Consider the following 15,217-nt stretch of genomic DNA (forward strand, 5'->3'; position numbering starts at 1 on the left):
CAGTGATGAGCGCGCGCGTTATGGAGCAGTCATGGATTTTTTGCAGAACTACGCCAACTACCAGTTCTTCATCCTCATCAACAATTTCTTGCGGGATGAGATCGACTACTTTCAGTGGGCCTTGTTGATCCGCATGTCGTGGTGGGTGACGGTGACGGCGATGAGCGCGCTGACACTGTGGATCCTGCTCAAGGGGTACCGCGTCGCCACCGGGCAATCGCGTGAATCGGCGATGGAGCTGGTGGTGAGTTCGCTGCGCTCGGCGCTCATCATCGGTGTGGCCATGAGCATGGTATCTGCTGCCAGGCCTGGGGCCACCACGGGCGATCAGCAGATGAACGGTCTGTATTGGCGGCTCACGGATGGACTCAGCAGCGCCATCGTGGAGACCGTGACCGGCGACTCGGAGAGCGCCTATCAGGCGATCGACAAGAACCTGGCGTTGATGCAGATCGCGATGACGAGCATCGATCAGATCGATACGGCGAGCAATCCTCAGCTGGAAGACGAAAAAAGTCGCGCGCGTTGGTTCACCGGCTTGGGCATGGCAGGCCCTGGCGTGGTGGGCGGGTCGCTGTTGCTGCTGAACAAGCTGGCGATGGCGCTGTTCGTCGGCTTTGGGCCGTTGTTCATTCTGTGTCTGCTATTTGATGCCACCAAGTCCTTGTTCCAGAAGTGGCTGATGTATGGAATCGGGACGGTCTTCTCGCTGGCCGTGCTGAGCTTCACGGTCGGTCTGGCGACGAAGGTGGTGGCGGCAGTGGCGGCCGGGTTCCTGGCCAAGTGGGCGCTTCCCGGCGGCTCGACCGAGGGTGTCAGCAGCATGGCATTGCAGCAAGGAGGAATCGGCTTGGTCTTGAGCACGCTGATCATCACGGCCCCGCCGATGGCGGCCTCGTTCTTCCAGGGCACGCTGGGCCAGTTCTCGCCGTACTCCGGATTTGGCGCGGTTGGTAAGGATCCAGCGTCTGGTAGGCCTTATACCCCTCAGTCGCCCAACCTCGGAATGAATGGCAGTCCAAATCAGTCTGTAAATTCCCAGGTTAGCAATTACGCTAATATGAATAGAAATTCTGGAGAACAGACTCAGGTTGCAATGCCTGGAAGCCGTGCCGCTTATGATGGTAGGGTTTAATTGGTTATGAAGAAACTTTTCTCCATCTGTCTTTTGCTGAGCGTAGCGTGCATCATCTCCCTCGATGCTGTTGCTCAGACTCGCTGTCCTGCTGGGGCGCAGGCAGGAAGCGCACAATGTTTGCCCGATGATGAAGCAGCTGCGCCATCCAGGCCTACTGGGGAGTGGATTAAGACTTGGGGGGCTCTTTCCAGTTCTAATGGTATGCACGGCGCTTGGTCGACAAAAGGGAAACTTAGTGAGGAAGAGGCGCGCGAGGACGTTTTGAGCAAATGTTCTCAGGCTGGAGGGCGCGATTGTATCTTGGATGCGACATATTTTAATCAATGTATCGCTGTTGCTGGCTCTAGTGATACGGGCGTCAATACTAATACTGGTGTAAACGAAAAGGTTGCCAGTCAAAGAGCATTGAGTGACTGCCAAAAGAAGTCAGCTGCAAATTGTTCGGTGGTTTTCTCGGATTGCACAATGCCGATCTTCAAGAAATATTAATTGGCATATTTTTTAACATTACCTCAATGAATTATTTTAATTTTCTTGATTTATTGCTTGTGTTTTAGTTTTTGGGATATTGGCTGCAGTGGATGCCAGTCGCTCCAAAGATTGTTCAGTGTTATATGGCTCTACTTTCGCTGAATACGTATGCAGGCCCAGCTGAGATTCCTGCATCAACGCTACTCTAACGCAGCGTTTCGCGTGCCCGTCGCACGCGCGATCTCTGCCCGAAGGGGGGCGTTGCATGTCTCAGGCTCCATGGTGGCGCGGTGCCGTCATCTATCAGATCTATCCGCGTAGTTTCCTCGACGCCAATGGCGACGGTATCGGTGATTTGCCGGGCATCGTGCGCAAGCTGGACTACATCGCCGCCTTGGGCGTGGACGCGATCTGGATCTCGCCGTTCTTCAAGTCGCCGATGGCCGATTTCGGCTACGACATCGCCGACTACCGCGAGGTCGATCCGCTGTTCGGCACCATGGCCGACTTCGACGCGCTGCTGGCCAAGGCGCATGCGCTGGGCCTGAAGGTGATGATAGACCAAGTGCTCAGCCATACCTCGGTGGAGCACGACTGGTTCAAGGAGAGCCGGCAGAGCCGAGACAATCCCAAGGCCGATTGGTACGTGTGGGCCGACGCCCGCGAGGATGGGACGCCGCCGAACAACTGGCTGTCGATCTTCGGCGGTGTGGCGTGGCAGTGGGAGCCGCGCCGTGGGCAGTACTACCTGCACAACTTCCTGGCCTCGCAGCCGGATCTGAACTTCCACAATCCGCAGGTGCAGCAGGCGACGCTGGACAATGTGGAGTTCTGGCTGGCGCGCGGCGTCGACGGCTTCCGGCTGGATGCGATCAATTTCTGCTTCCACGATCCGCAATTGCGCGACAACCCGCCCAAGCCGCCGGAAAAGCGGGTCGGCCGTGGCTTCAGCCCGGACAATCCGTACGCGTTCCAATACCACTACTACAACAACACACAGGCGGAGAACCTGCCGTTCCTGCAGAAGCTGCGCAGCCTGCTCGATCGCTATCCGGGCACGGTGAGCCTGGGCGAGATCTCGTCGGAGGATTCGCTGGCGACCACGGCCGAGTACACCCGGGCCGGGCACCTGCACATGGGCTACAGCTTCGAACTGCTGACCGACGATTTCAGCTCCGCCTACATCCGCGAGACGGTCTCGCGGCTGGAAGCGGCGATGACCGAAGGCTGGCCGTGCTGGGCGATCTCCAATCACGACGTGCAGCGCGCGGTGACGCGCTGGGGGCAGGGCGCGGAGACGCCGGCCTTCGCGCGGCTGCTGATCGCGATGCTGTGTTCGCTCCGTGGTTCGGTGTGTCTCTACCAAGGCGAAGAGCTGGGCCTGGGCGAGGCGGAGGTGCCGTTCGAGGCGCTGCAGGATCCCTATGGCATCGCGTTCTGGCCGAACTTCAAGGGCCGTGATGGGTGCCGGACGCCGCTGCCGTGGGAGGCCGGCGAGCACGCCGGTTTCAGCACTGGCGCGCCATGGCTACCGGTCGCGCCGGCGCATCGCGCGCAATCGGTGGCGGCGCAGGAGGCAGACCCGGATTCGGTCCTGCTTGCGATCCGCCAGTTCCTGGCCTGGCGCAAGCGCCATCCCGCGCTGCGCGGGGGCGACATCCTGTTCCACGAGACAGCCGAGCCGGTATTGATGTTCGAGCGTCGCCACGCCGCGCAAACCTTGCTGCTGGCGTTCAACCTGTCCGCCGAGGCCGTCGACGTGGCCATGCCCGAAGGACGTTGGCAGGCGGTGCAGGTCCCGGGTGTGGTGCCTGGCGCCGTCGGTGAGCGCTTGCGCTTGCCCGGCTATGCGATGGTGTGCCTGCAGGGTGCGTGAGCGCGCAGGGTGACGGCTTTGCCGGGTCGCCGTCGACGTATTGCGGCACAGCAAGCATGCCCTCGGCGAAGAGGCAATCCGGCGCCGCCTTGCGCCGGATTGGTCAGCGTGCAGGTGGTGGCGACGCCTGTGCCCGATCAAACAGCGCTCGTCCGGCGTGCCACGCCCTGTTAGTGGCGTCCGGTATTCGCCACGATAGCGTGGCAGTTGGCCGGCTGCGGTCAGAGAGTCAATCCAGAGACTGCGTTGCCGGCCCGCGCGGTAAACGGTCTCGTCATGCCACGTTGCCGACGCTGGCGCTACTGCCAAGAAGCTCCAAGGGACGCGTGACGCACTGTCGGTCATCGCCAGGAAATCGCCAAGCGCGCGCGTCGCCCCCAGGCCAATGCGGTTCCCTCCAGCAGCGCTGTGGCGCAATTGCCGCCTTTTGGCTGCAAGCCATGCATCGGCGATGCTGACCCCCATCTTGATCTGCGGCGTAGCGCCGCTCTCCGGCGCTGGTGGTCCGGAGGACGACCAGCTTCGGTGATTCGGACGCTGATCGGATGTGCGGAGATGGAGTTGTCCCACCTTCACGAAGCGTAGCGGCGATTTCCTGCGAACCGCGCGTCTTCCCTCCGCCAGGCAAAGCACACCGACATCGCGACGCGATCGCAATCCCGCTTCGTCGCTCGATATCCGGGTGCTCGGCAGCTCCGCAACCGGCAATCGCCCAAAGAAAACGCCCGCCGGGTGTGCGCCGGCGGGCGTCGTCTGCGTGCTCTACGCGTGGCTCAGAACTTGTAGTTCACGCCGAGCATGTAGGTGCGTCCCCATTCGACGTACTCCAGCGGGCGATCCTTGGTGCCGGCGTAGGTGCGGTAGGGCGAGTTGGTCAGGTTGCTCGCCTGTAGCAGCAGGCTCAGCCCGGCCAGGGTGCTGCCGTCGGCGAAGGTGTAGCTGACCTGGGCATCGGTGACATTCTCGCCGACCACGTAGCGCAGCGTGCGGTTGCCGTTGAAGTTGCCGATCTCGCCGATGAAGTCCGAGCGCCGCCGCTGGCTGACGCGCGCCTCGAAGCCGTTGCGCTCGTAGTAGGCGGTGAAGTTGTACACGCGCTTGGACAGGCCGGGCAGGTCGATCGGCGCCGAGCCCACGCTGGAGGCGCTTTCGGGATCGACGATCTTGATGTCGCTGTCGTTGAACGTGGCGCTGGCCTGAATGCCGAAGCCGCGCAGGCTGTCGGTGAACATGTCCAGCGGCAGCGAGGCGGTCAGCTCCAGGCCGCGCAGAGTGCCGCCCTTGCCGTTCTGCGGCGAGGAGAAGGTGCCCGTCGTCTGCACCGGCACGGTCATGTTAGGCGGGCGCACGTAGCTGGCGAGCAGGGCGGAGAAGTCGTAATCGTCGCGCGATTGCGTGTAGATGTAGCTCTTCAGGTCCTTGTAGAACACCGCCGCGGCGACGTAGGCCTTCTCGCCGAAATACTTCTCGTACGACAGGTCCAGCGCATTGGCGCGCCACGGGTCGAGCAGGGGATTGCCGCCGCTGCCGCCGGGCTTGCCGGTGGAGGTGTCCACGCCGAAATCCAGGCCGGCGCGCATCTGATCCACGCGCGGCCGCGCCACCTGCTTGGCTGCGGCGAAGCGCAGGGTCTGCTGGTGCGGGAACAGGAAGGCCAGGTTGAGGCTCGGCAGCCAATCGTTGTAGGTCTTGCCGGCGTCGATCGGCAGCACGTTCTGGCCGACCGGACGGGACTGGTCGAAGTAGCTGGACTGCGAGCTCTGATCGGCATGCTGCAGCTGTACGCCGATGTTGCCGCGCACACCGACCTCGCCGATGTCGGTGTTGATGTTGGCGCGGAGCCAGGCCGTGGTGATCTTCTCCTGCACGGTCCACGACTTCGGAATCAGGTAGTCCAGGTTGGTGACCGGATTGAAGGTCATGTAGCGCGAGACCGCCGCCGGTACGTTCCAGGCCGGGATGGTGCCGATGCCGGCGAAGCCGAGGTTGACCGGGTCGTACTGCAGATCGCTGGCGATGCTGGTGTCGCCCTGCGCGCCGAGCAGGATGTTGCCTTCGGCCTGGGTCTTCTGCTTGCGCCGGTCGGCGTAGTTGACGCCCACGTCGATGTCCGAGAACCAGGTCAGCGCCTGCGGTGCCGGCAGCGTCGCCGCCAGGCGGCCGCCCTTCAGCCGGTCCTCGACCTCCGGCACCTTGCCGTAGCCGGAGCCGTAGATGGTGTTGGTCAGGAACAGGTTGTTCGGGTCGGAGTAGTCGCGGCCGGGGGTGATCTGCGAGAAGTCGTTGGGTTTGATCGCCAGGCCGACGGTATCGAGCTGCGGCATCGGCACCAGCTGCAGGTTGTTCTCCAGGTTCAGCTCCTTGCGGGTGGCCTTGGAGTAGTTCAGGTCGGCCATCAGGCGCACGCTGCCGAGGTTGAACTCGTTGTTCCAGCCGAAGGCGTCGATCTTGTCCTTGCGCTTGTTGTACATGCCGCGCACCAGCGGATACACGCCGCTGGCGGTGCCGCCGGTGAAGCTGCCGCTGGCGTCGACCTGCGGATTGGTGATCAGCAGGCCGGGCGTGTAGCCGCCGTTGTAGTTGCTGAGGTTGACCTCGAACTGGTTGGCGGTGTCGATCTGCTCGGCTTCGGTATGGAACGCGTCGAAGGTGCTGGTCCAGGCGTTGGACGGGCGGAACTGCACGGTCGCCATCACGCCGTCGCGCTTGTTGTTGCCTGTGCGGCGCAGCGCCTTGATGCCGTCGGAGAAATAGGTGCCCGGGGCCACGCCGGGGCGGCTGCCGTTGTCGGTGTTCTGCGTGGTCCACGGCTCGTACAGGCCGACCTGGTTCTCCTGGATGGGCATGTCGCTGTGGGCATAGCCGATCGAGAAGCCCAGGGTGTTGTCCAGGAACTGGTCGATGTAGCTGGCGCTGAAGCGGTTGCCGAAGGCGTCGACGTTGGCGGCCTTGCCGAGCGAGCTCTTCTGCAGGCGGCCGCTGACGGCGATCACCCGGTCCGGAAAGCTCAGCGGACGCACGGTCTGCATGTCGATGGTGCCGGACAGGCCCTGGCCGACCAGGCCGGCGTCGGGCGTCTTGTACACGGTCACCCCGTTGACCAGTTCCGACGGGTACTGGTCGAACTCGACGCTGCGGTTGTCGCCGGTGCTGACCACTTCGCGGCCGTTGAGCAGAGTGGTGGCGAAGTCGGGCGACAGGCCGCGCACGCTGATCACCTGGGCGCGGCCGGCGACGCGCTGCGCGGCCAGGCCGGGCAGGCGGCCGAGCGATTCGGCGATGCTCACGTCCGGCAGCTTGCCGATGTCTTCGGCCGAGATCGCTTCGACGATGGACGTGGAATCCTGCTTGATCGCGATGGCGTTCTCGATGCCGCGGCGGATGCCGGTCACCTGGACCTTGTCCAGTTCGGTGACCGGATCGTTGGATGTGGTGGCGGTGGTCTCGGACTGTGCCGCCGCCAGCATCGGCGTCATCGCGACGGCCAGCGCCAGCGTCAGCGCGTTGCGCTTGTGGTTCAACATTTTCCCCTCCCAGGCAATGTTGTCTTGCGAATATCTGAACCGGCGAGGCGGCCGGATGTGCGTGTCGCGCAGCCGCAGGGCGGTGTCGCGATTGCGCTGTATGGTAGACACGCGGCTTCGTCGCGAACGCCCGCTGCATACGTATTCACTGGCCTGCATCGCATTGGAAGCGCTTTCAGGATCGCAATGTCGTGTGCCGGCGGCTACGCCTGCGCCGCCTTGAACATGTGGGGCGACGCTGCCGAGACTGTCCGTCGCGAACGCCCGGCGCGGTGCGCTAGGCAATGTGGCTGCGCATGGACCAGCGCGTTCCTGGTCGCGTTGCCGAGACGCGGCGCAGTCCCCGGCTGACAGGCCGATGCCGTGCGCAGCGGCGCTGTCCTGCACGCGTGCTGGCGCGGCGGCGGATCCGGGAAGTCAGTGACCAAGCACCCAGCGCATCCGCCGTCGGTGCTGCCTGCGGCACAGTGCCGCGTTAGCGCGAAGCAGCCGAGCCAGCGGCTGCCGGCGCCGGGTCCAGCGGCACGAAACGGATCGCCTGACCGCCGCCAGGCGCCAGCTTCAGCTGCAACTGATCGCGGCTGGTGACCTCGCGCTGCTCGCGCACGAAGTCGAACGGATTGCGCTGGTAGTCGGCGGCGTCGCCGTCGCGGTAGATTTCGGCGCGGTAGCGCACGCCGGGCTCAAGGAAGCCCAGCGCGATCGGCAGCACGCGGCCGTGTTCGTCGGTGATGCTGCCCAGGAACCAGTCGCGGCTGTGGTGGTCCTTGCGCACGATGGTCACGTACTCGCCGATCTCGCCGTCGAGCACGCGGCTGTCGTCCCAGTCCACTGCCACGTCCTCGATGAAGCGGAAGGCATCGCGGTGCTGCAGGTAGTGTTCGGGCAGGTCGGCCGCCATCTGGATCGGGCTGTACAGGGTCACGTACAGCGCCAGTTGCCGCGCCAGCGTGCTCGGAATCGCGCGTCCGCCGCGGCCCTTCAGGCTGAGGATGCCGGGGGTGTAGTCCATCGGCCCGGCCAGCATCCGCGTGAACACCAGGTTCACTTCGTGCTCCGGCGGGTTCGGCGGCTCGCCCCAGGCGTTGTACTCCATGCCGCGCGCGCCTTCGCGCGAGAGCCAGTTCGGGTAGGTGCGGCGCAGGCCGGTGTCCTTGATCGGTTCGTGGGCGTTGAGCGACAGGTGACGCTTGGCGGCCTCCTGCACCACCTTGAGATGATGGCGGGCCATGAACTGGCCGTCGTGCCATTCGCGCCACAGCGGACCGCCTGCCGGATTGCGCCGATCCACTTGGCCATCGTCGCAGACGTAGCCGGTTTTGAAGGTGTCCACGCCCAGCCGCGCGTACAGGTCCAGCGCCGCATCCAACTGGTCTTCGTAGTGCTCCACCGCGCAGCCGGTCTCGTGGTGGCCGATCAGGTGCACGCCTTTCTTCGCCGCATAGGCGCTGAGCGCGGCGATGTCGAAGTCCGCGGTGGCGCGGGTGAAGTCGAAGTCGTATCCATTACCGACCCAGTTGCCGTCCCAGCCGGGGTTCCAGCCTTCGACCAGCACGCCGCGGAAGCCGTGCGCCGCGGCGAAGTCGATGTAGCGGCGGGTATTGGCGGTGGTGGCGGCATGCCTGGGACCGCGTGCCCAGGTTTCCTGGTTCAGGTGCATCGACCACCACACGCCCACGTACTTGGCCGGGTGCACCCAGCTCACGTCGCCCAGCGCATTGGGTTCGTTGAGGTTGAGGATCAGGTTGGAATCGACCAGGCCGCCGGCGGTGTCGCTGATCTGCAGCGTGCGCCACGGCGTGTCGAAGGGCAGGGCGCGGCGGACCTTCCAGCCTTCCGCCGACGGCGATAGTTGCGCATGCAGGCGCTGGCCTTCGCCGCGGCGCAGCCACATCCCGGCGTAGTCGACCAGGGTGGCCTCGTGGATGGCCAGGTGCAGGCCGTCCTGGCTGCGCAGGGTGAACGGCGTGTGCGCCAGCGGCACCTCGCGCAGCGGCGTGCGTCGGTACAGGTATTCGTAGTGGATGGGTTCGCCGGCGGGAATCCACCAGGCGGTCGCCTCGGGGACGATGTCGAACTCGGTGAGCTCTTCGTCGATGACGGCCTCCTGCATGCCGGGCTGCTGCGGAAAGCGGTAGCGGAAGCCGAGCCCGTCGTCGTAGACGCGGAACACCACCGCGAAGCGGCGCTGGCGGCCGCCGCGCTCGCCCAGGTCCACGCGCAGTTCGTTGTAGTGGTTGCGCACATAGCGGCGCTCGCCCCACGGCTGTTCCCAGGTCTCGTCGACGCTGCGGCTGTGCTGGTCCAGCACCGCCAGGTCGCGATCCAGGGCGCCGTCGCGCAACTGGAAGCCCAGCCGTGATTCGCCGATCACCGCCTCGCCCAGCCGCTGCACGCGATAGCTGGGGCGGCCGTCGTCCAACTGCAGGGAGACGCGCAGGATCTTGCCCGGCGAGTCCACGCTGGCCACCGTCTGCGGCGTGGCGTGCAGGCATGGCGCAACGCACCACAACACGCTCGCCAGTAACGACGGCACACGCAGGCGCGACAGGACCTCAAACAGCGGCATATCCCCTCCCAGGGCGACCGTGGCAGCGCATCGACTATAGCGACGCGGTCCGCGGCCGCCGTGGCGCATGCGATGAATACGTATGCAACTGCACGCGTCGCGGTGCCGCCCGTCTACCATGTCCGCAGCGCCCCGCGATGCGGAGGCGGCGACCGCAGCGCCGGCGTGCCGGCCTGCGCTTCCACCATGCAGGCAAAGAGGGAGGGAGGTCGATCGGTGCGAGCCGGTCTGCCGCTTCGATGCTGAAGATGATTTGCTTGGCCGCCACCTTGGGTGCCGCGGCGTCGGCGTCTGCTGGACAGACGTCATTGCAATGGCGTGGCCAGACCGCGCAGGCCGAGGCCACGGCCGACGGCGGTTTCGTGCTGCACGCGGCGCAGGGCACGCGCGCGCTGCCGGCTCAGCCCTTGCGCAGCGAGACCGACAGCCTGCTGTTCGATGCGCTGTTCGCGCTGGCGCAGCAGGAACTGCGCGACGACCAGGTGCAGGCGATCCGCGACCCGGCGTTCGATCACGGCAAGCCGTTGCCGTGCGATTGCTACCAGACCGGCGAGCGCTGGCCCTACGTGTGGACCCGCGATGTCAGCTATGCCGCGGACCTGGCCCTGGCGCGGCTGGATCCGCAGCGCACGCGCCGCTCGCTACGCTTCAAGCTGTCGCCGATGCGCGGCACCGACGCGCTGCCTGGGCTGTTCGTGGCGCAGGACACCGGCTCCGGCGGCAGCTGGCCGGTGAGCAGCGACCGGGTGGTGTGGTTCCTGGCTGCGCGGCACCTGCTTGACGATCCGGCCTTTGCCGCCGATACCCGCGCCGCGCTCACGGCCACGCTGGCGCAGGATCGCGCGTTCGCGTTCGACCCGCTTATCGGCCTGTACCGCGGCGAGACCTCGTTCCTGGACTGGCGCGAGCAGACCTATCCGGCCTGGACGCGCGAGGATGTCGGCTTCATCGCCAGTTCCTTCGCGCTGTCCACCAACGTGCTGCATTACCAGGCGCTGCGCCTGGGCGAGCGTCTGGCTCGTGAGCAGGGCAATACGCAGGCCGCCGTACGCTATGCCGGCTGGGCCGATGCACTGCGCCAGGCGATCGCGCAGCGTTTCTGGCGCGAGGACCGCGGCACCTACGTCGGCTACATCGGTACGGCCGAGCATCCGGTGCGCTACGAAAGCTACGATCTGCTGGGCCTGTCGCTGGCGGTGCTGGCCGACGTACTGCCGCCCGCGCGCGCGCGCCAGGCGCTGGCCCGCTATCCCGCGGTGGAGGCGGGCAGCCCGGTGGTGTGGCCGCAGCAGCGCGAGGTGCCGATCTACCACAACCGGGCGATCTGGCCGTTCGTCAGCGCCTACGCGCTGCGTGCGGCCCGGCACACCGACGACAGCGTGCGCATCGACCTGGAAGTGCGCTCGCTGCTGCGCGGCGCCGCGCTGGCCGGCTCGAACATGGAGAACTACGAGTTCCTGAGCCAGGCCGCGCATGTCGACGATGGCGCACTGAGCGGTCCGGTGGTCAATTCGCCGCGGCAGCTGTGGTCGGTGGCCGGCTACCTGGCGATGGTGATCGAGGGCGTGTTCGGCGTGGAGGACGACGGCCGCGTGCTGCCCAAGCTGCCGATCAGCCTGGTGCCGCTGTTGTTCGGCGAGCGCCAGGAAATCGCGTTGCAATTGAAGGACCGCCGCATCGTGCTGCGCCGCCCGGCGCAACTGCAGGGCGACCTGCTGGTCGCCGGCAAGACCAGTACCCAGGACAGCACCACCACCGTCGACCTGGTGGCGCGCCACAGCGGCAGCGCACCCTTGCAGATGCTGACGGCGGAAGACGCCTTCGCGCCGCTGGCACCGCCGGCACCGCAGGTGCGGCGCGAAGCGCAAGGCTGGCGGGTGCAGGCGGCTACGGACACGGTGCTGTACGTCGATGGGCAGGCGCACACGGGGCACGCTGACGGCGCGCTGCTGCCGCTGGCCGAGCGCGTGCAGTGCCTGAGCCTGACCCGGCAAGTGGGGCGCTGGGAATCGCTGCACAGCCCCACCGTCTGCGTCGGCGACGTTGCGCGCGTGGACGGTGCCGACGCGTGGACGTGGACGGCGCCGCACGATGGCGAATACCGGCTGAGCCTGCGCTACGTCAATGCGCACGGGCCGATCAATACCGGTGTCACCGCCGCGGTCAAACGCCTGCAGGTGCAGTGCGGCGACGCGCCAGCACAGTCGCAACCGCTGGTGATGCCGCACAGCGTCGGCGAGCAGACCTCCACGGCGGCGCTGTTCATGCTGCAGGCCGGGCAACGTTGCGTCGCGCGCTTGCTGCCGGCGGCAAACATGAGCGCACTGCAGCACTTCGCACGCTACACCGGTGGCCAGGGCGGCGCCGATGGCGTGGTCAATGCCGCCGATGTCGCCGCGCTGCTGATCGCGCCGGTCGGCCCGATCGAGGAGCGCCCATGAGCGCCATGCCACGCGCCAAGCCGGCGCTGTCGTTCTGGCAGATCTGGAACATGTGCTTCGGCTTCCTCGGCATCCAGTTCGGCTTCGCGCTGCAGAACGCCAATGCCAGCCGCATCTTCCAGACCCTGGGCGCCGACATGGAGCAGGTGCCGGGACTGTGGATCGCCGCACCGCTGACCGGCCTGATCGTGCAGCCGATCGTCGGTTACCTGTCCGACCGCACCTGGAACCGTTTCGGCCGGCGTCGCCCGTACTTCATGGTAGGAGCGCTGTTCACCACGTTGGCCTTGCTGGTGATGCCGAACTCGCCGGCGCTGTGGGTGGCGGCCGGCACGCTGTGGGTGCTGGACGCTTCGATCAACATCTCGATGGAGCCGTTCCGCGCCTTCGTCGGCGACCAGTTGCCGACGCGCCAGCGCGCCACCGGCTATGCGATGCAGAGCTTCTTCATCGGCGTCGGCGCGGTGGTGGCGAGCATGCTGCCGTGGCTGCTGGCGCACTGGGGCGTCAGTAATACCGCCGCCCCCGGCGAGGTGCCGGCGACGGTGCGCTACGCGTTCTATTTCGGCGGCGCGGTGCTGTTCCTGTCCATCGGCTGGACCGTGCTGCGCACCCGCGAGTATCCGCCCGAAGACCTGCACGGCAGCGACGTCGCCACCGCGGCCGCCGCGGCGGCGCAACCGCGCCGTGTCGATGGCGCCGCTGCGCTGTGGTGCGCGGTGGGCATTGCCGGCGCGGCGGCCATCGCCTGGTGCCGCGGCGACCGCATGCTGTACGTGCTGGCCGGCCTGTGCATCGCTTACGGCGCGCTGCAGGGCGTGGCGCCGCGCCTGCGTCGCGGGCACATGCTGGCGGCGATCGCCTGCGATCTGCAGACCATGCCGCGGGCGATGCGGCGCCTGGCCGGGGTGCAGTTCTTCTCCTGGTTCGCGTTGTTCGCGATGTGGATCAACACCACCGCCGCGGTCACCCAGACCCACTACAGTACCCAGGACGTCACCTCGGCCGCCTACAACGAGGGCGCCAACTGGGTCGGCGTGCTGTTCGCCGCCTACAACGGCTTCGCCGCACTGGCCGCGATCGCCATTCCGCTGCTGGTGCGCGTCTGCGGGCTGCGCATGAGCCATCTGCTCAACCTGTGCCTGGGCGCGGCCGGCCTGCTGTCGTTCCTGTGGATCCGCGATCCGCAGTGGCTGCTGCTGTCGATGGTCGGCGTGGGCTTCGCCTGGGCCTCGATCCTGTCGCTGCCCTATGCCTTGCTGTCGGACAGCGTGCCGGCGGCGAAGATGGGCGTGTACATGGGCATCTTCAATTTCTTCATCGTGATCCCGCAGTTGGTCGCGGTCAGCGTGCTGGGCTTCGTGCTCACGCACTGGCTCGGCGGCCGGCCGCTGTACGCGCTGGCGATCGGCGGCGGCAGCCTGCTGGTGGCGGCGCTGTGCGTGCTGTGGGTGCCGTCGGATTCGGGAGCGAACGCATGATCGATCGGATGTCGCTGTTGGCGCTGGCCCTGCTGGGCGCCTGCGCCGCGTCGGCGCAGGCCCAGGCGCCTGCGCAGCAGGAGTTCTACGGCACGCTGGAACCCTTCGCCAGCGAGGCGGTGTACTTCGTGGTCACCGACCGCTTCGTCAATGGCGATCCGGGCAACGATCACCGCGACCAGGGCGGCGCGCACCGCACCTTCGACATCCCGATCCCGGCGCCGCCGGGCGAGAGCGACAACATCGGCTACCTCGGCGGCGACTTCAAGGGCGTGGTCGACAACGCCGGCTACATCCGCGATATGGGCTTCGGCGCGGTGTGGATCACCCCGATCGTCGACAACCCGGACGAGGCCTTCACCGGCGGCAAGCCGATCACCTGGGGCAGTTCGCTGAGCGACCGCGGCAAGACCGGCTACCACGGCTACTGGGGCGTCAACTTCTACAAGCTCGACGAGCATCTGCCGAGCCCGGGCCTGGATTTCGCCGGCTTCACCCAGGCGATGCATGCGCAGCAGCTGAAGGTGGTGCTGGACATCGTCGGCAACCATGGCTCGCCGGCCTGGACCATGCCCAAGCGGCAACCGATGTTCGGCCAAGTGTTCGACCGCAACGGCACGCTCATCGCCGACCACCAGAACCTGCCGCCGTCCAAGCTGGACCCGGCGCACAACCCGCTGCACGCGTTCTACAACACCGGCGGCAACCTGGCGCAGCTGTCGGATTTCAACGAGCGCAACCCGGCGGTGATGGAGTACCTGGTCGGCGCCTATTCGCAGTGGCTGGGGCAGGGCGCCGATGCGTTCCGCATCGACACCATCGGCTGGATGCCGGACAGCTTCTGGCACGAGTTCGTGCGCCGCATCCGCGCGCAGCGCCCGGGCATGTTCATGTTCGGCGAGGACTTCGACTACAACGCGCACAAGATCGCCGGTCACACCTGGGCCAGCAACGCCGGCGTCAGCGTGCTGGATTTCCCGCTCAAGCAGGCACTGGCGGCGACCTTCGGCCATGCCCAGCGCGGCTACGAGACGCTGCAGCCGGCGCTGTACCTGGAGCGCGGCCCGTACGCCAATCCGTACGAGCTGATGACTTTCTACGACAACCACGACATGGCGCGGCTGGACGCCAGCGACGCCGGCTTCATCGACGCGCACAACTGGCTGTTCACCGCGCGCGGCATCCCGGTGATCTACTACGGCTCGGAGACCGGCTTCATGCGCGGCCGTGCCGAGCACGCCGGCAACCGCAACTACTTCGGCCAGGAGCGGGTGAACGCGGCGCCCAGCAGCCCGATCTTCGCGCCGCTGCGGCGCATCGCCACGCTGCGCCAGCGGACCCCGGCGCTGCAGCGCGGCCTGCAACTCAACCTGCAGCTGTCCGGCGACGAGGCGGTGTTCTACCGGGTGGTGCAGCATGCGGGCAGCACCCAGACCGCGCTGGTGCTGCTGAACAAGAGCGATGCGCCACGCACGCTGGAAGTGCGCCGCTACCTGCAGTCCGGCACCTGGCACGACGGCTTCGATGGCAGCGCCATCGAGGTGACCGATGCATTGCGCGCCGAGGTGCCGGCACACGGCGTGCGCGTGTTCCTGTCCGATGCGCCGATCGTGCGCCCGGACCTGCGCGCGCGGCTGCGCTGGCTGATGGCGGCCAAGGACGGGGTCGCGCCGACGCCGTGAACGCGGCGCTGCCGGTCGGCGTCAGCGCGCCGGCC

Annotated in this window: 8 protein-coding genes; 6 read left to right on the forward strand and 2 right to left on the reverse strand. The window is 66.5% G+C overall.

What is annotated here, in order from left to right; genetic code table 11:
* The first annotated feature begins 31 nt into the window (after positions 1–31).
* From AC1PK7_RS08295 to AC1PK7_RS08305, 3 genes are all read left to right on the forward strand, one after another.
* Positions 32–1,135, forward strand: a complete 1,104-nt coding sequence (locus tag AC1PK7_RS08295; protein WP_481100450.1) for a TrbL/VirB6 family protein — start codon at positions 32–34, stop codon at positions 1,133–1,135.
* A 6-nt stretch (positions 1,136–1,141) separates the two neighbouring features.
* The gene (locus tag AC1PK7_RS08300; protein WP_481100451.1) at positions 1,142–1,627 is read left to right on the forward strand and encodes a DUF4189 domain-containing protein; all 486 of its coding nucleotides are present in this window, start codon (positions 1,142–1,144) and stop codon (positions 1,625–1,627) included.
* Between the two features lie 247 nt (positions 1,628–1,874).
* Positions 1,875–3,485, forward strand: a complete 1,611-nt coding sequence (locus tag AC1PK7_RS08305; protein WP_481100452.1) for an alpha-glucosidase — start codon at positions 1,875–1,877, stop codon at positions 3,483–3,485.
* Between the two features lie 773 nt (positions 3,486–4,258).
* On the opposite strand, the gene AC1PK7_RS08310 is transcribed toward AC1PK7_RS08305, so the two are convergent.
* Both AC1PK7_RS08310 and AC1PK7_RS08315 read right to left on the reverse strand, forming a co-directional pair.
* The gene (locus AC1PK7_RS08310) at positions 4,259–7,009 is read right to left on the reverse strand and encodes a TonB-dependent receptor (protein ID WP_481100453.1); all 2,751 of its coding nucleotides are present in this window, start codon (positions 7,007–7,009) and stop codon (positions 4,259–4,261) included.
* 475 nt (positions 7,010–7,484) lie between these two features.
* Entirely contained in the window at positions 7,485–9,578 is a 2,094-nt protein-coding gene (locus AC1PK7_RS08315; protein ID WP_481100454.1) for a glycoside hydrolase family 97 protein, read from the reverse strand.
* A 239-nt stretch (positions 9,579–9,817) separates the two neighbouring features.
* On the opposite strand from AC1PK7_RS08315, the gene AC1PK7_RS08320 reads away from it, so the two are divergent.
* The 3 genes from AC1PK7_RS08320 to AC1PK7_RS08330 are packed head-to-tail and all read left to right on the forward strand — an operon-like array spanning position 9,818 to position 15,182.
* Positions 9,818–12,019: an alpha-L-rhamnosidase-related protein gene (locus AC1PK7_RS08320; RefSeq protein ID WP_481100455.1), complete on the forward strand. Its 2,202-nt coding sequence runs from the start codon at positions 9,818–9,820 to the stop codon at positions 12,017–12,019.
* A 5-nt stretch (positions 12,020–12,024) separates the two neighbouring features.
* Positions 12,025–13,500 carry an MFS transporter gene (locus AC1PK7_RS08325; RefSeq protein ID WP_481100867.1) on the forward strand — a complete coding sequence of 492 codons (1,476 nt, stop codon included), beginning with the start codon at positions 12,025–12,027 and terminating at the stop codon, positions 13,498–13,500.
* An 8-nt stretch (positions 13,501–13,508) separates the two neighbouring features.
* Positions 13,509–15,182, forward strand: a complete 1,674-nt coding sequence (locus tag AC1PK7_RS08330; RefSeq protein WP_481100868.1) for an alpha-amylase family glycosyl hydrolase — start codon at positions 13,509–13,511, stop codon at positions 15,180–15,182.
* Positions 15,183–15,217: the final 35 nt, after the last annotated feature.

It is taken from the genome of Xanthomonas sp. NCPPB 3174, assembly GCF_056725205.1.